Source organism: Actinokineospora alba, assembly GCF_004362515.1.
GTDB lineage: Bacteria > Actinomycetota > Actinomycetes > Mycobacteriales > Pseudonocardiaceae > Actinokineospora > Actinokineospora alba.
The window spans coordinates 5,863,242-5,880,528 of record NZ_SNXU01000001.1 but is presented as its reverse complement, the minus strand read 5'-3'; the positions used below and the strand labels follow the sequence as shown (position 1 = coordinate 5,880,528).

Below are 17,287 nucleotides of genomic sequence, written 5' to 3'. Positions count from 1 at the left end.
TTCACGGGATCATCACCTGGCTCCCGCGCACGAGCGGACCGAGCAGCAGGCTGAACAGGTCCGGCTGGGCCGACTGAAGTGTGTCGCTCGGCGGTGTATCCGTTGGCAGATAGAGGAGTAGCTGCTGCAAGGTCTGCTGCTCCTGGGGGCTCCCGACCGGCCCGGTGGTCCCGCTCGACGCCTTGGGCACGGCCTGCCCGCAGTTGGGGCCCGCCAGGCCGGGATAGCGCGGGCAGTCGGCGGGCGTGTACGGGTAGGGCTGGTCCAAGGTGATCGCGACCCGGATCTTGAGCCGCCCGGTGGAGAACCCGCGGTTGGCGGCTTCGAGGAAGCCGTTGGTGCTGTCGAGCATCTTGCCGAGCAGCTCTGGTTGGCCACCGACCACCTTCGTCACCGGCGCGGTCGTGCGCACCAGCTCGATGAAGCGGCCGGAGTTGTCGGTGAGCATCCGCTGCGCCTGGTCGGCGACCTGGCCGCCGCCGACGAGCAGGGCGGCGAGGTTCTGCTGCTTGTCGACCACGGTGCGGGAGAGCGCGACGGCGTTGTCGAGGGTGGCCAACTGGTCGGGTGCGCTCGCGGCGAGCTGCCGGGTGATGCCCGCGATATCGGTGAGGTTGTCGCCGAGGGAGTCGACGAGCGGTCGGGAACCGTTCACCAGGGCGGCGGCGTCATCGATCATCCGCCCGTACTCGGCGCCGCGCCCGCGCAGCAGGTCGGCCATGGCGCCCAGCGCCACCTGGATCTTCGCGGGCTCCAGGGCGGTGATGAGGTCGTAGAGCTTGGTGTAGGCCACATACAGCTGCACGGTCTGCGCCGAGGTGTCCGGCCGCAGCGCCGCACCCTCCCGCAGCGTGCCCGCCGACGCTTGGCCCTGCGGGACGGAGAGATCGAGGTACTGGTCGCCGAACAGGGTGCGCGGCAGCAGGCGGGCCTGGACTCCATCGGGGATGCGGTCGAGTTGGCCGTCCTTGATCCGCAGGGTCAGGGTCGCGCTGTCGGTTCCCGGGCGGATGTCGACGACCCGGCCGATCGGGACACCCCGGTACTGCACCGGCACGTTGTCCTGGATCGGGCCGCTCGCCGCCGGCAGCACGGCGGTGATCTCCGGTTCGGAGGTGAACCCGCCCGCGCTGTTGATCAGGGTGAGGACGGAGACGGCGGCGAGCGCGGTCACGCCCGCGATCCCGCGCAGCAGCAGGCTGACCCGGCTGACTCCGCCTCGGGTGAGGTCCGGCATCACTGCACCCCCAGACCGGGCAGCGACGGGTGCAGGCCCCAGAAGGTGAAGGACAGCAGCATGTCGGCGACCGCCAGGGTGACGATGCTGGTGCGCAGCGCGGCGCCCGCGGCGCGGCCGACGCCCTCGGGGCCGCCGGTCGCGGTGTAACCGTAGAAGCAGTGCACCAAGGTGATGATCACCGCGAAGATCAGGACCTTGAGCAGCGACTTGAGGACGTCGCCCGGGGTGAGCATCAGGTGGAAGTAGAAGTCGTAGGTGCCCTGGGACTGCCCGTTGATCGCCACCACGGCGACGTTGGTCGCCAGGTAGGAGGCGAACAGGCCGATCAGGTATAGCGGGATCACCGCGATGAACGCGGCCGCGATCCGGGTGCTGACCAGGAACGTCATCGACGGGATCGCCATGACCTCCAGCGCGTCTACCTCGTCGCTGATCCGCATCGCGCCCAGCTGCGCGGTGAAGCCGGTGCCGACCTTGGCCGCCAGCGCGATGCCGGCCACGAGTGGTGCCAGCTCGCGGGTGTTGACCAGCGCGGTCATGAGGCCGGACATCGGGGTCAGGCCGATCAGGTCGAGGCCGCGGTAGCCCTCCAGGCCGAGTTGGGTGGCGGAGACGAACGACATCGCGAAGACCACGCCGATGGTGCCGCCGCCCGCGAGCAGCGACGCCCGGCCGAAGCTCACCTCGGCGACCAGTTTGACCACGTGCCGCCAGTAGTGGGTGACCGCGCGCGGGACGGCCGCCAAGGCGTAGACGTAGAAGCTGACCTGGATGCCGAGCCTGATCAGGCCGCCGGTGACTGGCTGGGCCAGCCTGCTGCTGCGCCGGACCACGGTTCCCGCCATCAGTACGCCCCCCGGGCCGGGACGATCACCGTGTAGAGCTCGGTGACCACCACGTTGACGATGAACACCAGCACGAACGCGAGCACGACCGCCTCGTTGACCGCGTCGCCGACCCCGCTGGGTCCGCCTTTGACCGTGAGGCCCTTGTAGCAGGCCACGATGGCGGCGCAGACGGCGAACGCGGCGGCCTTGATCTCGGCGACCAGGAAGTCCGACAGGCGGGAGAACTCGGTGAGAGCGCCGAGGAAGCTGCCGGGGGAGTTGTTCAGCGCGATGACCTGGAAGGCGAAGCTCACGCCGATCCCGACGGCCATCACCACCCCGTTGAGCAGGACGGTGACGACGGTCGCGGCGACGACCCTGGGCACCGCGAGTCTCTCCACTGTGGACACACCCATGACTTCGAGTGCGTCGGTCTCCTCGCGGATCTTGCGGGAACCGAGGTCGGCGCAGATCGCCGAGCCGCCCACCCCGGAGATCATCAGCGCGCAGATCAGCGGCGCCGCTTGGCCGACGATGACGAACGCGACCACCGCGCCGCCGTAACCCTGGGCGCCGAGCTGGCCCGCCAGCGACCCGATGTTCACCGCGACCATCACCCCGAGCGGGACGGTGACGAGCACGGCGGGCAGCGTGGTGACGGTGGCCAGGAACCACATCTGGTGCACGCACTCACGCCAGGGGAACCGCCGGTAGCGCAGGGATTGAAGGCCGGCGAGCAGGGTGAGGACCGCGAAGTCGAGCATGTGCCCGATCTGCAGGGCCGCGTCGGCCACGGGCCCGCGGGACGGCGGTGTCTCCAAGAGCACTCGCTGAGCCTCCTTCGCCGATGCGTATCAAGTCACAACGAGCGTTACGTATCGTTGGTTACGGAACAGTCGTTATGGAGTTATGCCCATGAGTCGTCGGAGGTGAAGTGGTGGCGCGACAGATCCGGGATCCACGTAGTCGGGAGCTGATCATCGCCGCGGGCAGGCGCCTGATCAGCACCCGCGGCGCGGCGGCGGCCACGATGCGGACCATCGCGGCCGAGGCCGGGGTGACCACCGGGTCCGTCACGCACTACTTCGAGGACAAAGCCGAGCTGATGGGCGCCATCCAGCGGTACAACGGCAGACTCGCCGCCGAGCGGGTGCGCGCCTCGGTGGGCCGCAGACGCGGTCTGGCCGCCGTCACCCGGGCCGCCATGGGCCTGCTCCCCACCGACCCCGACGGCGTAGCCATCTGGCGCGTCTGGCTCGCCTTCTGGTCGGACGGCCCGCAGCGCTCGCCGACGGCGGGCGGGTTCGGAGCGGGCTACCGCGCCTGGGGAGAACTCGCCCACCAACACCTCAAAGAGGCGGTCGACAACGGTGAACTGCGCGTCGACCTCGACCTGCGCCACGAGGTCAGCCGACTCGTCACCCTGGTGGCGGGCATGGGCCTGCTGTCCGGATCGGACCCCGAGACCCGAGACCGGTTGCGGCGTCGGGCTAATCGGATGCTCACCGAGCATTTCGCGACCCTGCGGGCGGACGGGTCGGTCGGTTGAGCTGACCATCCTCAGCTTAGGAAGGGCTGCCTGCCGGGGCGGCTTGAGGTTTGGGTGCCGGTCGGGTGGTTCGGCTTGATCTGGGGACCCCGGAGAAGGACCTGCGCGGGTAAAGCGGGCAGGGTGAGGAAACTGCCCCGCGCCACGCGAGTTTAGGTCCTTCTCCCCCCAGATAAAGCCGAACCACCCGACCGGCGCTTTTGTTGGCCCCGTGGGTCGGGTGGGTGGCGGGCCGTCCCGTCCTGTCCTGCCCAGGAGGGGCGACTCACGGGTGGGTTGGTCGTGGGTGGTCACTGGGCTGCCATTTGGGCGTGGGCGCCCTTTCCATACAGCGCGCGGGCCTGCGCGGGGGTCAGGGTTTCGGCGCGGACCGGGGGTTCGTCACGCAAGTGCATGGCCAGCATCCGGGAGGTGGCGGGGCCGAGCAGGCCGGTCGCGGCGAGCATTCCCTTGCGGAGGGGGCCTTTCGCCTCCGCGTCGGGGCGGATCTGGCTGCCGATGGCCTTCACCGCCAGCTTGGCGGCGGGGACGATCGCCTTGTCCAGCACGGCGAACTGGTCGAACCCACCCAGCTTGCGCATCCACTTCGGCAGGGTCGCGATCGCGGCGGGCGCGACTATCCGGCTGCCGCCCCACGCCCTGATGCCCTTCTCCCACGGTACGTGCAGCAAGTAGTGCATCCCCTCGTTGGCGCGCTCCGACGTGCACAGCCGGGGCCGCACCGAGGCGTAGTACTCACGCACCTCCTCGCGTGAGCGTGGGACGTCGGCGGGTTTGCACGTCTGCAGTTCGGCGGCGATGACGCACTCGGCCCAGAACCGGTCCTCCTCTTCCGGGGACAGGCCGGGGCCGTACATCTCGTAGCACTTGAGGACAGAGTGCCAGCCGGTGACGTGGATCCACAGCTGCGAGGTCGGGTTGTTCGCGCTGTAGCGCTGCCCGCTGATCGGCTCGACGCCGGTCGCCTTGGCGTGCACGCGCATCAGGAAGTCCGAGGCCTCGATGGCGGTGCGCGAATCCGCGACCGCCACGGTCAGGAAGTACGCCAGTGTGCGGTCCAGGCGCCCGTACGGGTCGTTGTAGATCCCCCGGGAGTCCGCGACCGCGGCGGTCAGGAACGGGTCGAAGTGTTCCAACACGACCGCGCGCTGGAAGCCGATCAGCGCGGTGGGGTTCGTCCACACCTTCCACGACGGCGAGCCGGGACCGAAGAACCCGTAGTCCAGCCGTCGGGGCATCGGCTCGGGCTGTCGCGCGTGGGCTGCCATCGGGTCTCCCTCGTGCCGCAATTGCTACTCCGGAGTAGTAAATATGCTTCAGCGGAGTAGCTTTGTCTAGAGGGGTGGCGCTAATCAGCGAAGTTTGTCGGCGAGCTTGCCCTCGGCGCCGAAGAGTTCGGTGGTCCAGCGCTCGAGCAGTTCGGTGTTGTCGTGGTCGTCGGGGTGAAATCCCGGCCGGTTGTACGCCGCGATCCGGCGGAACACCTGCCGGGTCAGGAAAGGCGAGTGGCGCAGCGCGGCGATGCTGCGCACGAGCCGCACCGGGTTGTACGCGGCCCGGTCCTGCAGCAGCGACAGCAGCGTGTGGCCCAGCACGCCAAGGATGAACGTGACGGTCACGAAGTGCATGGTCCGGATACGCCTGCGCTCGGTCCCGCCCGCGGCGCGGTAGACGTCGAAGGCGACGGCCTTGTGCTCGGACTCCTCGACCGCGTGCCACAGCAGCAGCGAGCGCACCTCGGTCGACCCGAGCAGCCGCTGGGCGCGCTCGTCGGTCAGCAGGGTCTCGGCCAGCGCCGCCGTGTAGTGCTCCAGGGCCGCGGTCATCGCCAGGCAGCTCAGGCCCGGCAGCTTCTGCTCGGCCCGCCCCAGGCCGATCTTGGTGCGGCGGTCCACCCGGCGGGTCGGGTAGCCCATCTCCTGCAGCCGCTCGTTGAGCGCCCGGTGCTCGCGCCCGTGCGTGACCTCCTGCCCGATGAACCCGGCGACCTGGGCCTTGAGGTCCGGATCGTCGACCTTGTCGGCGTAGCGCCGCACCGAGCGGACGAAGAAGTCCTCGCCCTCGGGGAACATCGCCGAGAGCACGGCGACGATGTGGCTCATCACCAGGTCGCCCTCGCCTTCGCCTTCTTTCTTGACGAAGTGCCGGTCCAGTGCGCCCGTGGGATAGGCGAACCGGATGCGGCGCACGCGCGGCACGGGCTTCGGGGTCGGTTCGGTGCTCATGCGCGCTCCCGTGAGAAAGGTGTGACCTGCCGTCACAGGGACTTTAGCTACAGTGGTGTAGCAAAACAAGGCTAGACTGCTCCGGTGACCGCGACGAAGGAAGCGACCGGGAAGCGCCCGTACGCGCCGCGCATGCCCGCGGCCGAACGTCGCGAGCAGCTGCTCGACGCGGCGCTGGAGATCATCAACACCCGGGGTCTCGCCGCTGTCTCGATCGACGCCGTGGCGAAGGCCTGCGACGTCACCCGGCCGGTCGTCTACGGCCAGTTCACCGACGCCCACCACCTGCTCAAGGACCTCCTCGACCGCGAGGCCAGGCATGCGCTCGGCCAGCTCGCCGCGGCCGCCGCGCTGCCGGTCGACGTCGCCGACCCGGCGAAGTGGTTCGCCGATGTCTGCCGCGCGCTCGTCGGCGCCGTGCTGGAGCGGCCCGCGACCTGGCGGGCCATCCTGCTTCCGGTCGGCGCGGTCCCCGCTCCGGTGCGCGAGTACCGCCGCCAAGGCGAGCAGGCGGTGATGACGCAGTTCGCGGGGGTGGCCCGGCGGTTCCTGCGCGGCCGGGGCAACGCCGCCGACGTCGACGTCGTCCTCCTCGCGCGAAGCCTGGTCCGGGTCGCGGAGGAGATGGGCAGGCTGCTCCTGGAAGCGCCCGAGGAGTACCCGCCGGAGCGTGTGCTCAAGTTCGCCGCGATGGCCGCGGACGCCTTCCTGACCCGCTACCCGGCGCTTCAGCCCCTCGTCGAGGCGTAGTTTCGGCCGGTCGTGGGTATTCCGACGGCATGAACGAGCCCAATCGCAGTGTCGCTGAACTGTCCACCGGGGAGTTGGTGGGGCGACTGGGCGAGCAGGTCTCGCGACTCGTGCGCGACGAGCTCGCCCTCGCCACCGACGAACTGAAAGAGAAAGGCAAACAAGCGGGCGGTGGCGCCGCGCTGGGCGGGGCCGCCGGTGTCACGGCGTGGTTCGGCGTCGCGGCGCTGGTCATCGCCGCCATCGCCGCCCTCGCGCTGGTGCTGCCGGTGTGGGCCGCCGCGCTCATCGTCGGCGGCGTGCTGCTGCTGATCGCGGGCGTGCTGGGGCTGATCGGGATGCGCAAGCTCAAGCACGCCACCCCGCCGGTCCCGGAGCAGGCGATCCGCAGCACGCGGCGCGACTTCGAGGCGATCAAGGAGGGTGCACACCGATGAGCCGACCGGACGACTTGCGCGAGGACATCCAGCGGGTGCGCGGCGATCTCGCCGAGACCGTGGACGCGCTCGTGGCCAAGACCGAGGTGAAGCGGCGGGCCGAGGAGAAGGCCCACGACGTCAAGGACCGGGCCGTGCACAAGGCCCAGGAACTCAAGGAGCGGGCCACCGAGAAAGCCCATGAGGTCAAGGAAGCGGCCGCGGAGAAGGCGCACGAGGTCAAGGAAGCGGCCTCGGAGAAGGCGCATGAGGTTAAGCAGCGCGCCGACTACAAGGCCCATGAGGTGAAGGAACGCGTCGAGGGCATGGCGAACCGCAAGGCGCGCGCCGACGACGGCGAGATCGATGCCTGGGATGGCGGCGTGGACGGCCGGATCGATGCCGTGCGGCACCGGGCCGACGACCCGTCGGGCAGTCACCCGCTGAGTCAGGTGACCGCGCTGGTGCGCCGCAAGCCGGTGCAGGCGGGCGCGATCGGACTGCTGATCGGCGCGCTGATCGCCCTGATCACCCGCCGCCGGGCGAGGTGAGCGCGATGAAGCTGCTCTACCGACCCCTGAGCATGCTGATCAGCGCCCTCGGCGGACTCGTCGCGGCCGCACTGTTCAAGCGCGTCTGGCGCGGCGTCTCCGGCGAGGACGAAGCCCCCGAGGCGACCTCCCCGGACCACCGCACCCGAGAGGTGCTCCTCGCGGCGCTGCTGCAGGGCGCGATCTTCGGGGTGGTCAAGGCGGGCATCGACCGCGCGGGAGCCAAGGGCTACCGGAAGCTGACCGGCGAACACCTCGACGACTGACCCGCACAGCGAAGGGGCCTTGGACACGGTGTCCAAGGCCCCTTCACTTTCGCTGCGCGGGTCAGATCTTGGCGTCGGAAACCGCCATACGGCGCCTGCCGAGCGCGAGCCCGAGTGCGAGCATGCCCAGGCCCAGCAGCAGGTGCAGCCAGTTGTCCGCGGTGTTCACCGGGACGAAATTGGCGGCACTGTTGTGGTCGATGACCAGGCCGTAGACCCACAGCACCAGGTAAATCACACCGCCACCGACCAGGAAAGCCCCGGCACCTGCCGCTGTCCGCGCCATCGCCAGACCGGCGACGCCGAAGAGCAGATGGACGATGTTGTGCAGGATCGACACGTGGAACACGCCCAGCAGCATCGCTGTGGACTCGTGTCCGGCGAAGGTCATCCCGTCGTATTCAGTGGTCAGACCGGGGATGAACCCGGCGATACCGACGATCAGGAAAACCGCGGAGACCACCATGGCGGCCAACTGCACCGGCGTTCGGGTGGTCTGCTGAGGTAGTGGGTGTGCCATGGCGTACCCCTTCGTGTGGTGGATCGTGCACCTGGAGTACCCAAAGTGGACGGAAATATGGCTCTGTGACATGGCGCTGTGACATGGCGCCGCCTTCGGCGGCGCGGCTCGGTCGCTTTGATGGTGACGTTTCGGGGGTCCCGCACGAACACTGCCAACTTCGATGGCGTGTTCGTGCGGGACCCCCGAAACGTCACCGCGACCGAGCGGGGTGGGTGCTTGGGCTGGAGGGGATTGGGATCCGTGGGCGGGGCGGGGCGTGGCGTGGTGGTTTGGGGCGCTGGCAATGAAAACGCGACCGGATGGTTTGGCCATCCGGTCGCGTGTGGTTTGGTCGAGAGAAATGAATGTCAGTCGGCCAGCCTGCGCCTGCTCAGCACGATCAGGCCGGATCCCGCGCCCAGCAGGAGAAGGCCCGCGCCCACTGGCACGCCGATGTTCACACCGGTGTCCGCGAGGGACGTGGTGCCCGCGGTCGTGCCCGCTGCGGCGGAACCCGCGGCCGGGTTGATGCCAGGCTGCGGTGCCGGGGCGGTCGACGGGCCGGAAGTGGTGCCGGTGGTGGTCGACGTGGTGGTGGTTGTAGTAATCGTGGTGGTCGGCGGCGTGGTGGTCGTGGTGGTCGACTTGCAACCGGTGTGCGCCGGGTTGCTCCGGCCGATGCCGTGGTTGCTGTCGCACTCATAGCCCTTGTTGCCGTCCTGCGGGCCGGGGAGCTGGCCCTTCGGGTTCTTGTTGTCGGCCTTGCCGACACAACCCGCGCACGGCTTGCCGACGGCTTCGCCGCCGCCGTTACCGTTGCCGGATGGCGAACCGTCCCGAGTGGAGTCATACGGCCCGTGGGTGTTGGCGCCGTGGCCGCTGAAGTCCGCATTGGACGCGGGCTGCGGCACAGTGGTGTCCGCCGGGGCGGGCTTGCCGTGAACCTGGCCGGACTGACCCTGACCCACGTTGCCGGGTCTGTCTTCCGGCTGCTCCGCCCAGGCCATGGCCAACCCTGGACCGCCGACGAGCGCGCCACTCAGAACAACCGTTGTGAGAATGTTTCGCACGCGCATGGTGACCTCCAGCTGTAACAGCCTCTAGTGAGGCAATCGCCCATTCGGACTACCCTGTTACGGGCCGTTCACACCTGAGCGCTGCAGAGATAGAGACGGGTACCACCGCTGAAGGTTGTCTAACTGACACTTTCGGGCGTTCGCGTGCGGGAACGGGTGATGACGCTGCCAAACAGCGGCCAGAGCAGGATCACCGCGATGATGGCGTACACGGTGACCGAGAAAGTGGTGTTCACCAGGCCGCTGAGGTGTCCGTCGCTGATCTGCAGCGCGCGGCGTAGTTGCTGTTCGGCGTTGGGGCCCAGGATGACGCCGATGATGGCGGGCAGGACCGGCAGGCCGAAGCGTCGCATCATGAATCCCAGCAGCCCGATCACCAACAGCAGCACCAAGTCCAACACATCGCCGCTGACGGCGTACGCGCCGACGCTGGCGAAGAACAGGATGCCCGCGTACAGGTAGGCGCGCGGGATGCGCAGCAGCTTCGACCACAGTGGAGCCATCGGCAGGTTCAACACCAGCAGCAGCACGGTCCCGACGAACAGGCTCGCGATGAGCGCCCACACCAGCTGCGACTCGCGCTGGAACAGCAGCGGGCCCGGCTGGATGCCGTACTGCTGGAACGCCGCCAACATCACCGCTGCGGTCGCCGTGGTCGGCAGGCCCAGCGTCAGCATCGCCGTGAGCGTGCCCGCCGCCGACGCGCTCGCCGTCGACTCCGGACCGGCGACGCCCTCGATCGCGCCGTGGCCGAACTCCTCGCGGTGCTTGGAAAGCCGCTTCTCGGTCACATAGGACAGGAACGTCGGAATCTCCGCACCACCCGCGGGGACCGCGCCGAACGGGAACCCGATGACCGGGCCGCGCAGCCACGGCCGCCACGACCGCGACAGGTCCGCGCGGCTGAGCCAGGGACGGCCGACCGGGATGGGCTTTCCGGTGGTGCGCCGCAGATGCGCGGCGACCCAGAGGGCCTCGCCGACGGCGAACAGTCCTACTGCGACAACGACGACGTCGATGCCGTCGGCCAGGTGCAGCGAGCCGAACGTCAGCCGGGCCTGGCCGGTCATCGGGTCGAGCCCGACGAGGCCGATGGCCAACCCGATCGCCAGCGACGCGAAACCGCGTACCCGCGACGATCCCAGCACCGACGTCACCGCGATGAAGGCCAGCAGCATGATCGCGAAGAAGTCCGGCGCGCCGATGTTGACCGCCATCTTCGCCACCATCGGGGCCAGCAGCACCAGCAGCGTGGTGCCGATGATGCCGCCGATGAAGTGGCCGATCGCCGCGGCGGCAAGTGCCTGCGAGCCGCGGCCCTTGCGAGCCATGGGATGGCCTTCGATCGCCGTCACCACCGCCGCGGTTTCCCCCGGGGTGTTCAGCAGGATCGAGGTGGTCGAGCCGCCGAACATGCCGCCGTAGTAGATGCCCGCGAACATGATGAACGCGCCGGTCGGCTCCATGCTGTAGGTCAGCGGCAGCAAAAGCGCCACCGCCATCGCCGGGCCGATGCCCGGCAGCACGCCGATCGCGGTGCCGAGCAGCACCCCGAGCGCGGCGAGGAGCAGGTGGGTCGGGGTCAGCGCGGTCGCGAAGCCCTCGATCAGGTTGGACAGGGTGTCCATCTCAGATCCCTTCGAGCGGACCGCCGGGCAGCGGCACGCCAAGCAGCTTCTGGAACAGCAGGTACGCCGAGACCGACAGCACCACCGCGATCGCAGGGTCGCGGACCCAGTGCCTGCTGCCCAGCGCGTACGCCGAGCCCCAGAACAGGATGGCGCCGGAGATCGGGAAGCCGACCAGGTCGATCAGCGCGATGTTGGCGATGAACGCCGCCGCCAGCAGCAGCACCGTGCGCCACTCCGGCGGGGTCGACAGGTCGACGTCCTCGCCGCCCTCGGCCTCGCCCTTGCCGCCGCGCAGCACGTCCACGGTCAGCGCGACCGCGATGGCGATCAGCAGGCCGCCGACGGCCAGCGGGACCACCCGCGGCCCGACCGGCCCGCGCTGCGCGAACGACGTGGACATCGACAGCGCGTCGACGACCACCAGCCCGCCCAAGGCGAGCAGCACGACCGCGACCCCCAGCTCCGAGTGCTCCCGCAGCCACTGCCGGGCGCCCGCCGGGGCCGGGTCGGCCGCCGCGGGGGCGGCCGACCCGGTCTCGTGTTCGGTCATGGTGTTCACGCCGTCAGGCCGAGCGCTTTGAGCACGCCACCGACCCGGTCGTTCTCCTTCTGCAGGAAGGAGGCGAACTCGTCACCGGTGGAGAAGGCGTCGTGCCAGCCGTTCTTCGCCAGCGCCTGCTTCCACTGCTCCGAGGCGTGCAGCTTGGTGTAGAGGTCGATCATGGCCTGCTTGTCGGCGTCGCTGATGCCGGGAGGGGCCACCACGCCGCGCCAGTTGGTGAACTCGACGTCCACACCGGACTCCTTGAGCGTCGGCGCGTCCACACCGGACACCCGGTCCTTGCTGGTGACCGCGAGGACCCGCAGTTCGCCTGCCTTGATCTGGTCCATGTACTCGCCGACACCGGACACACCGAAGGCGACCTTGTTGCCCAGCACGGAGGCCAGCAGCTCGCCGCCGCCGTCGAACGGCACGTAGTTGACCTTCTTCGGCTCCAGCCCGATCGCGTCGGCGACCAGCATCGGCGCCAGGTGGTCGGGGCCACCGGGGGAGGAGCCGCCGCCCACCGGCACCGCGCCGGGGTCGGCCTTCCACGCCTCGATGAGCTGCTTGATGTCGGTGTACTTCGAGTTCTTCGACACCACGACGATGTCGGGCTCCTCGATCAGCTTGGCGATCGGCGTGGTGTCCTGCAGCGTCGACGGCGACTTGTTCGTGTACACACTGCCGACAACACCCAGGCCCATCTGCATGGCCAGCTTGCCGTTGCCCTTCTCGCCGACGAGCCTGCCGAGGCCGACGGTGCCGCCCGCGCCGGGCAGGTTGAACACCTCGACGTTGCGCGCCAGGCCCGCTTCCTCCATGGCCTTGGCCGAGGTCCGCGCGGTGACGTCGTACCCGCCGCCGGGGGTGTTGGGCACCATGACGCGGAACCCGGTGACTCTGTTCTGTCCGCCGGAGGTGCCGCCCGCCTGGGTGCACGCGGTCCCGGTCGCCGCGACGACCAGTGCCGCGGCCAGCGGGAGCAGCTTGCGCAGCCTCATTGTGATCCCTGCCTCTCTTCGCCAAGTTCCCCGAATCGTGCGGTGTCACGCCGGTTACGTCTGCATTGCGGCCGCATAGATCGTTGTGGTCGTTGTGTTCACGTGCACGCGCGCGTATCGGGGGCCACACTCAAGGCCCGTCGACGTGGCCGGAGGTGACGCATGGGCAAGAAGGGCTCGCTGGCGCGTCAGCTCCTCGTGCTGCAGCTGGGGATCGTGCTGGTCCTGCTGGTGGCGGTGGCGGCGGTGAGCATCGCCCAGGCGTCGGCGTCCTTCCGCGACACCGAGGGCAGGCGGATGTTGGGCGTCGCCGAGGACGTCGCGGCCAACCCGGGGCTGCGCTCGGCCCTGGAGGACCCGGCCCGGCACGAGACGCTGGCGCCGTTCGCCGAGTCCGGGCGGGCGCTGTCCGGGGCCGACTCGGTGGTCATCACCCGGGCCGACCTGGTGGTCCTGACCTCTTCTGACCCGAGGCAGGACGGGCTGCCGCTGCCCATCGGGGCCAGCACGGTGGCTGAGGGGCGGTCCTGGGTCGGGGTGATCGACGGGTCCGTCGTCGCGCATGTCCCGGTGGTCACCAAGAACGGCGAGATCATCGGCATCGTGGTCGCGGGCCGCGAGCAGCCGAGCCTGTGGCAGGCGCTGGTCGACTCGCCGGGCAACCTGGTGGTGCTGCTCGGGATCGCCACCGGTCTCGGCGTGGCCGGATCGCTGTGGCTGGCGTGGTGGGTCAAGCGGCAGACCCTTGGGCTGGAGCCGCACGAGATCACCGGGCTGGTCGAACACCGCGAGGCGATGCTGCACGGCATCCGTGAGGGAGTGCTCGGCCTGGACCAGCAGCACCGGGTGACGCTGGTCAACGACCAGGCGCGCAGCCTGCTGTCGCTGCCCCCGGACGCCGTGGGGCGCACGGTGGACGAACTCGACCTCAACGACCGGCTGGTCGACGTCCTCACCGGCCGCGCGACGGGCGCCGACCAGATCGGCCTGCGGCGCGGCAGGGTACTGGTCATGAACCGCATGCCGATCGCCCGCGATGGCCGGTCCCTGGGCGCCGTCGTCACCCTGCGGGACCGCACCGAGCTGGTCCAGCTGCAGGACCAGCTCGACGCGAACCGCAACATCACCGAGACGCTGCGGGCGCAGGCACACGAGTTCACCAACCGGCTGCACACCATCGCGGGCCTGATCGAACTCGGCGAGTACGACGAGGTGCGGGGTTATGTCGACCGGGTCAGCGCCACCCAGGACCAGTGGCACGCCGAGGTCAGCGGCCGGATCGCCGACGCCGCGGTCGCCGCCCTGCTCATCGCGAAAGCCAGCCTGGCCGCGGAACAGGGGGTGGGCCTGCGCCTGTCGCCGTCGAGCACACTGGGGGATGTGGACGACGCCCTGTCCGGCGACCTGGTGACCGTCCTGGGCAACCTGGTCGACAACGCCCTGGACGCGTTGCGCGGGCAGCCGTCCGACGGGCCCGGGTGGATCGAGGTCGACATCCGGCACGGTTCGACGGAGGTGGCGGTGACGGTTCGCGACTCCGGGCCGGGGGTGGCGCCGGAGATCGTCGAGGAGGTGTTCCGGCACGGGTTCACCACGAAGGCGGCGGAGGAGGGCGGGCAGCGGGGCCTGGGCCTGGCGCTGACCCGGCAGACCTGCGTCCGGCGGCACGGCACGGTCTCGGTGCACAACGCTGATGGAGCGGTGTTCACAGCCACGCTGCCGCTGGAGGTGCCCGCGTGATCCGGGTGCTGGTGGTCGACGACGACTTCATGGTCGCGAAGGTGCACAGCGGGTATGTCACCCGGACACCTGGTTGCGAGGTCGTCGGCGTGGCGCACACGGGTGCGGACGCGCTTCGGCTGGTGCGGGAGCTGCGGCCGGACTTGGTGTTGCTCGACATCTATCTGCCGGACATGGACGGGCTCACGGTTCTGCGTCACCTCCGAGCGGGCCACGACGACACCGATGTGATCGTGATCAGCGCGGCGAACGACGTGGACACGGTGCGCGGGGCGATGCGCGGTGGGGTGCTGCACTATTTGATCAAGCCGTTCACGTATCCGGCTTTGTATGACCAGTTGCAGCACTTCGCTTCCCTGCATACGAAGCTGGGGGCGTTGTCGACCGCAGGGCAGTCCGATGTGGACCAGGTGTTCGGGTCTCGGCCTCGGGGGTCCACCAACCTGCCCAAGGGGTTGACTGCGCAGACGGCTGAGTTGGTCGAGCAGGTGTTGCGGGCTTCTTCGTCGGAGGACATGTCGGCTGCCGAATGTGCTGCGGTGGCTCAGTTGTCTCGGGTGAGTGCTCGGCGGTATTTGGAGCACTTTGTGGACACTGGGCGGGCTGAGGTTCGGTTGCGGTATGGGGGGACTGGGCGGCCGGAGCGACGGTATCGGTGGACTGGCTGAGGTCAGCGGTTGGCCGGCTCGTAGAGCAGCTTTCCTTGGTGGGGGAGTAGGTACCCGGCCCAGCGCTCTTCGGGCACGACCCCGTTGAGCTCACGTGCGTAGGCTTCCCCGGCCTCCTCGAAACCGATCAGGGCGAGGTGGAAGTTGACGTGCTCGAAGATTTCGCGGCGAATGTGGGCCAGCCAGCCATCGATGAGGTTCGCCCAGACAAAAGATTTGGGGCCACTTTGGGGGCCGGATCCGTCGATCAGTCTGGGTGAGGGCGCCGAGGGGACAGTAGGAGACCGGCCAGTCACGCCTTCTTCCGCATCGTCCTCACGACCGCGCAGACGACCTTTGCTATCGGAGAACCGTGCCTCGAAGGTGACCGGCCTCGGCCAGCACCGCGACGCTGGGAACGAGCATTGATGTCCTGATGGAGTGGCCTTGCTTCCATGCCCGACCTTCGCGGATTTCACCTGTGTGGGCTACACAAGTTGTCCACAGGCCACCTCAGAACCGCCGCTCTTGTCGCCCACCCCCGATAGACTGGCCAAGGGCAGTCCCCCCGGGAAGGGTGGGGGCTGCGGTGGTTCCGATCGCGCGGTCGTTCATGGTGGTGCTTTGGGTGGTGGCGGGCTCTGCTGGCTTCTCGGTATCGGCCCGGTCAGGGTTCTTGGGTGCCTGTTTGGGTGGTTCGCCTTGATTCGGGGACCCCTTGAAATGGGGCTGTGCGGGTCAAAAGGCGGGGCGAAGGAACCCCACCCGCACCGCGAGTTTAGCCCCATTTCCCCCGAATCAAGGCGAACCACCCAAACAGGCCGTCCTGATGGGCCCGGCACCTTTTGTTGCTCGTTGCGTATCGTTCGCTCGCGTGGAGGCAGCCCTCATTCCCTCCCCGGTTCAAGGGCGGTCGCGTGGCGGCTATCCGACGGTCGCCAGGGGTTGCTTGGCGAACTTGCTCTCCGGTCGTGGCAACCCATAGTGGCCGCGTAGGTTCTTCGCCTCGTACTCCGTTCGGAACAGGCCGCGTGAGCGCAGGAGCGGGATCACGGTCTCGACGAAGTCCTCCAAGCCCGAAGGCAGCAGCGGTGCCATCACGTTGAAACCGTCGGCGGCCCCATTGCGGAACCACAGCTCGATGTGGTCGGCGATCTGTTCCGGGGTTCCCGCGACCACCTGGTGACCGCGTCCACCACCGAGCCGTGCCAACAACTGCCGCAGCGTCAGGCGTTCCCGCTCCGCCAGGTCGCGGACCAGTTCGAAGCGGCTCTTGGCGCCGTTGATGTGGCTTACCGGGGGGAGTGCGGGAAGTGGTTCGTCGAGGGGGTGGTCGGTCAGGTCGATGCCGATCATCTCCGTCAGCTGCCGGACCGCGCGGGTCGGGATGATCAGGTCGTCCAGTTCCTCGGCGAGTGCGCGGGCCTCCTGTTCGGTGCCGCCGAGCACGGGGACGATGCCGGGCAGGACCTTGAGGTGTTCCGGTGCGCGGCCCGCCTTCGCCACGAGACGCTTGAGGTCGGTGTAGAAGGTTGTGGCGTCCTCGAAAGTCTGCTGGGCGGTGAAGACCGCTTCCGCCCAGCGGGCGGCGAACGCCTTGCCGTCCTCGCTGGAACCCGCCTGCACCAACAGGGGCCTGCCCTGCGGACTGCGGGTCGCGTTGAGGGGGCCGCGCACGCAGAACCATTCACCGCGATGGTTGATCTCGTGGACCTTGGTGTCGTCGGCGTACACACCCGCCGCCGGGTCGACGATCAGGGCGTCGTCCTCCCAGCTGTCCCACAACGCGGTGGTGACCTCCAGGAACTCCGCCGCCCGCTCGTAGCGGCGGGCGTGCTCGAAGTTGGTGTCGCGGTTGAAGTTCTGCGCGGAACGGTCGCCCGCGGTGGTGACGATGTTCCATCCCGCCCGGCCGCCGCTGATGTGGTCCAGCGACGCGAACAGCCGTGCCAAGTTGTACGGCTCGCTGAAGCCGGTCGACGCGGTGGCGATCAGTCCGATGTGCTCGGTCACCGCCGCCAGCGCGGTCAGCAGGGTGACCGGCTCGAACCGGTTGGCGATGCTGTGCCGCACATCCCCCCAGATCTGCACGCCGTCGGCGAGGAACACGGAGTCGAAGGTTCCTCGTTCGGCGATCTTCGCGAGGTTCTGGAAGTGCGCCACGCTGTCCAGCGCCGACACGTCGGTCCTCGGGTGTCGCCAGGCCGCCTCGTGGTGGCCGACCCCCATGAGGAAGGCGTTGAGATGCAGTTTCCGCTCAGCCATGCGGCACTCCAAAAGACAGTCCAGATGCGGTGAATGGTCATCCTGACTATCGCCGCG

19 protein-coding genes are annotated in these 17,287 nt (G+C 69.0%); 7 read left to right on the top strand and 12 right to left on the bottom strand.

Going from position 1 to position 17,287, the window contains the following annotated elements:
• Position 1 precedes the first annotated feature (1 nt).
• Genes C8E96_RS26845 through C8E96_RS26835 form a run of 3 tightly spaced genes read right to left on the bottom strand, consistent with a single transcriptional unit; the run spans position 2 to position 2,894 of the window.
• Complete coding sequence (locus tag C8E96_RS26845) at positions 2-1,237, bottom strand: MCE family protein (protein ID WP_091369814.1); 1,236 nt, start codon at positions 1,235-1,237, stop codon at positions 2-4.
• Positions 1,237-2,085, bottom strand: coding sequence for an MlaE family ABC transporter permease (locus C8E96_RS26840; protein WP_091369812.1), 849 nt, complete (start codon positions 2,083-2,085; stop codon positions 1,237-1,239). The genes C8E96_RS26845 and C8E96_RS26840 overlap by 1 nt, the downstream gene beginning before the upstream one ends.
• Positions 2,085-2,894, bottom strand: a complete 810-nt coding sequence (locus C8E96_RS26835; RefSeq protein ID WP_091369811.1) for an MlaE family ABC transporter permease — start codon at positions 2,892-2,894, stop codon at positions 2,085-2,087. The genes C8E96_RS26840 and C8E96_RS26835 overlap by 1 nt, the downstream gene beginning before the upstream one ends.
• Positions 2,895-3,004: 110 nt before the next feature.
• On the opposite strand from C8E96_RS26835, the gene C8E96_RS26830 reads away from it, so the two are divergent.
• The gene (locus C8E96_RS26830; protein WP_166658135.1) at positions 3,005-3,616 is read left to right on the top strand and encodes a TetR/AcrR family transcriptional regulator; all 612 of its coding nucleotides are present in this window, start codon (positions 3,005-3,007) and stop codon (positions 3,614-3,616) included.
• A gap of 290 nt (positions 3,617-3,906) precedes the next feature.
• Here C8E96_RS26830 and C8E96_RS26825 read toward each other — a convergent pair whose 3' ends face one another.
• Positions 3,907-4,884: an oxygenase MpaB family protein gene (locus tag C8E96_RS26825; protein ID WP_228769641.1), complete on the bottom strand. Its 978-nt coding sequence runs from the start codon at positions 4,882-4,884 to the stop codon at positions 3,907-3,909.
• Positions 4,885-4,968: 84 nt separating this feature from the next.
• Positions 4,969-5,841, bottom strand: a complete 873-nt coding sequence (locus C8E96_RS26820) for a metal-dependent hydrolase (RefSeq protein WP_091369804.1) — start codon at positions 5,839-5,841, stop codon at positions 4,969-4,971.
• An 84-nt stretch (positions 5,842-5,925) separates the two neighbouring features.
• Between C8E96_RS26820 and C8E96_RS26815 the strand changes: the two genes are divergently transcribed.
• From C8E96_RS26815 to C8E96_RS26800, 4 genes are read left to right on the top strand one after another with little or no spacing between them, the layout of a single operon-like run.
• Positions 5,926-6,591, top strand: a complete 666-nt coding sequence (locus C8E96_RS26815; protein WP_091369801.1) for a TetR/AcrR family transcriptional regulator — start codon at positions 5,926-5,928, stop codon at positions 6,589-6,591.
• Between the two features lie 29 nt (positions 6,592-6,620).
• On the top strand, positions 6,621-7,028 hold the full coding sequence (locus C8E96_RS26810) for a phage holin family protein (protein WP_091369799.1): 408 nt from the start codon (positions 6,621-6,623) through the stop codon (positions 7,026-7,028).
• Positions 7,025-7,558 carry a DUF3618 domain-containing protein gene (locus tag C8E96_RS26805; protein ID WP_091369796.1) on the top strand — a complete coding sequence of 178 codons (534 nt, stop codon included), beginning with the start codon at positions 7,025-7,027 and terminating at the stop codon, positions 7,556-7,558. The genes C8E96_RS26810 and C8E96_RS26805 overlap by 4 nt, the downstream gene beginning before the upstream one ends.
• 5 nt (positions 7,559-7,563) lie before the next feature.
• Positions 7,564-7,824: a DUF4235 domain-containing protein gene (locus tag C8E96_RS26800; protein WP_091370196.1), complete on the top strand. Its 261-nt coding sequence runs from the start codon at positions 7,564-7,566 to the stop codon at positions 7,822-7,824.
• A gap of 61 nt (positions 7,825-7,885) precedes the next feature.
• Here the strand turns inward: C8E96_RS26800 and C8E96_RS26795 are convergent, their stop codons facing one another.
• From C8E96_RS26795 to C8E96_RS26775, 5 genes are all read right to left on the bottom strand, one after another.
• On the bottom strand, positions 7,886-8,344 hold the full coding sequence (locus tag C8E96_RS26795) for a DUF4383 domain-containing protein (protein ID WP_091369793.1): 459 nt from the start codon (positions 8,342-8,344) through the stop codon (positions 7,886-7,888).
• 350 nt (positions 8,345-8,694) lie between these two features.
• Positions 8,695-9,333, bottom strand: a complete 639-nt coding sequence (locus tag C8E96_RS33560) for a hypothetical protein (protein WP_091369791.1) — start codon at positions 9,331-9,333, stop codon at positions 8,695-8,697.
• 188 nt (positions 9,334-9,521) lie between these two features.
• Complete coding sequence (locus C8E96_RS26785; RefSeq protein ID WP_091369789.1) at positions 9,522-11,030, bottom strand: tripartite tricarboxylate transporter permease; 1,509 nt, start codon at positions 11,028-11,030, stop codon at positions 9,522-9,524.
• A gap of 1 nt (position 11,031) precedes the next feature.
• Positions 11,032-11,583, bottom strand: a complete 552-nt coding sequence (locus tag C8E96_RS26780; protein WP_091370194.1) for a tripartite tricarboxylate transporter TctB family protein — start codon at positions 11,581-11,583, stop codon at positions 11,032-11,034.
• A gap of 5 nt (positions 11,584-11,588) precedes the next feature.
• Positions 11,589-12,578, bottom strand: a complete 990-nt coding sequence (locus tag C8E96_RS26775) for a Bug family tripartite tricarboxylate transporter substrate binding protein (RefSeq protein WP_091369787.1) — start codon at positions 12,576-12,578, stop codon at positions 11,589-11,591.
• Positions 12,579-12,740: 162 nt separating this feature from the next.
• On the opposite strand from C8E96_RS26775, the gene C8E96_RS26770 reads away from it, so the two are divergent.
• Both C8E96_RS26770 and C8E96_RS26765 read left to right on the top strand, forming a co-directional pair.
• Positions 12,741-14,318, top strand: coding sequence for a sensor histidine kinase (locus C8E96_RS26770; protein WP_091369784.1), 1,578 nt, complete (start codon positions 12,741-12,743; stop codon positions 14,316-14,318).
• Complete coding sequence (locus C8E96_RS26765) at positions 14,315-14,986, top strand: response regulator (RefSeq protein WP_091369782.1); 672 nt, start codon at positions 14,315-14,317, stop codon at positions 14,984-14,986. Before C8E96_RS26770 ends, C8E96_RS26765 begins: the two co-directional genes overlap by 4 nt.
• 2 nt (positions 14,987-14,988) lie before the next feature.
• Here the strand turns inward: C8E96_RS26765 and C8E96_RS26760 are convergent, their stop codons facing one another.
• Together C8E96_RS26760 and C8E96_RS26755 are read right to left on the bottom strand one after the other, a co-directional pair.
• Positions 14,989-15,444, bottom strand: a complete 456-nt coding sequence (locus C8E96_RS26760; RefSeq protein ID WP_133794809.1) for a hypothetical protein — start codon at positions 15,442-15,444, stop codon at positions 14,989-14,991.
• Positions 15,445-15,889: 445 nt separating this feature from the next.
• Positions 15,890-17,230 (bottom strand): LLM class flavin-dependent oxidoreductase, encoded by a 1,341-nt coding sequence (locus C8E96_RS26755; RefSeq protein ID WP_091369777.1) that lies wholly within the window; start codon positions 17,228-17,230, stop codon positions 15,890-15,892.
• Positions 17,231-17,287 lie beyond the last annotated feature (57 nt).

Excerpts from the sequence above, each read along its gene's own strand:
- C8E96_RS26825 (WP_228769641.1), bottom strand. The coding sequence starts at position 4,884 with ATGGCAGCCCACGCGCGACAGCCCGAGCCGATGCCCCGACGGCTGGAC.
- C8E96_RS33560 (WP_091369791.1), bottom strand. The coding sequence starts at position 9,333 with ATGGCCTGGGCGGAGCAGCCGGAAGACAGACCCGGCAACGTGGGTCAG.
- C8E96_RS26805 (WP_091369796.1), top strand. The coding sequence starts at position 7,025 with ATGAGCCGACCGGACGACTTGCGCGAGGACATCCAGCGGGTGCGCGGC.
- C8E96_RS26775 (WP_091369787.1), bottom strand. The coding sequence starts at position 12,578 with ATGAGGCTGCGCAAGCTGCTCCCGCTGGCCGCGGCACTGGTCGTCGCG.
- C8E96_RS26845 (WP_091369814.1), bottom strand. The coding sequence starts at position 1,237 with ATGCCGGACCTCACCCGAGGCGGAGTCAGCCGGGTCAGCCTGCTGCTG.
- C8E96_RS26840 (WP_091369812.1), bottom strand. The coding sequence starts at position 2,085 with ATGGCGGGAACCGTGGTCCGGCGCAGCAGCAGGCTGGCCCAGCCAGTC.
- C8E96_RS26755 (WP_091369777.1), bottom strand. The coding sequence starts at position 17,230 with ATGGCTGAGCGGAAACTGCATCTCAACGCCTTCCTCATGGGGGTCGGC.
- C8E96_RS26785 (WP_091369789.1), bottom strand. The coding sequence starts at position 11,030 with ATGGACACCCTGTCCAACCTGATCGAGGGCTTCGCGACCGCGCTGACC.
- C8E96_RS26810 (WP_091369799.1), top strand. The coding sequence starts at position 6,621 with ATGAACGAGCCCAATCGCAGTGTCGCTGAACTGTCCACCGGGGAGTTG.
- C8E96_RS26800 (WP_091370196.1), top strand. The coding sequence starts at position 7,564 with ATGAAGCTGCTCTACCGACCCCTGAGCATGCTGATCAGCGCCCTCGGC.
- C8E96_RS26820 (WP_091369804.1), bottom strand. The coding sequence starts at position 5,841 with ATGAGCACCGAACCGACCCCGAAGCCCGTGCCGCGCGTGCGCCGCATC.
- C8E96_RS26780 (WP_091370194.1), bottom strand. The coding sequence starts at position 11,583 with ATGACCGAACACGAGACCGGGTCGGCCGCCCCCGCGGCGGCCGACCCG.
- C8E96_RS26795 (WP_091369793.1), bottom strand. The coding sequence starts at position 8,344 with ATGGCACACCCACTACCTCAGCAGACCACCCGAACGCCGGTGCAGTTG.
- C8E96_RS26770 (WP_091369784.1), top strand. The coding sequence starts at position 12,741 with ATGGGCAAGAAGGGCTCGCTGGCGCGTCAGCTCCTCGTGCTGCAGCTG.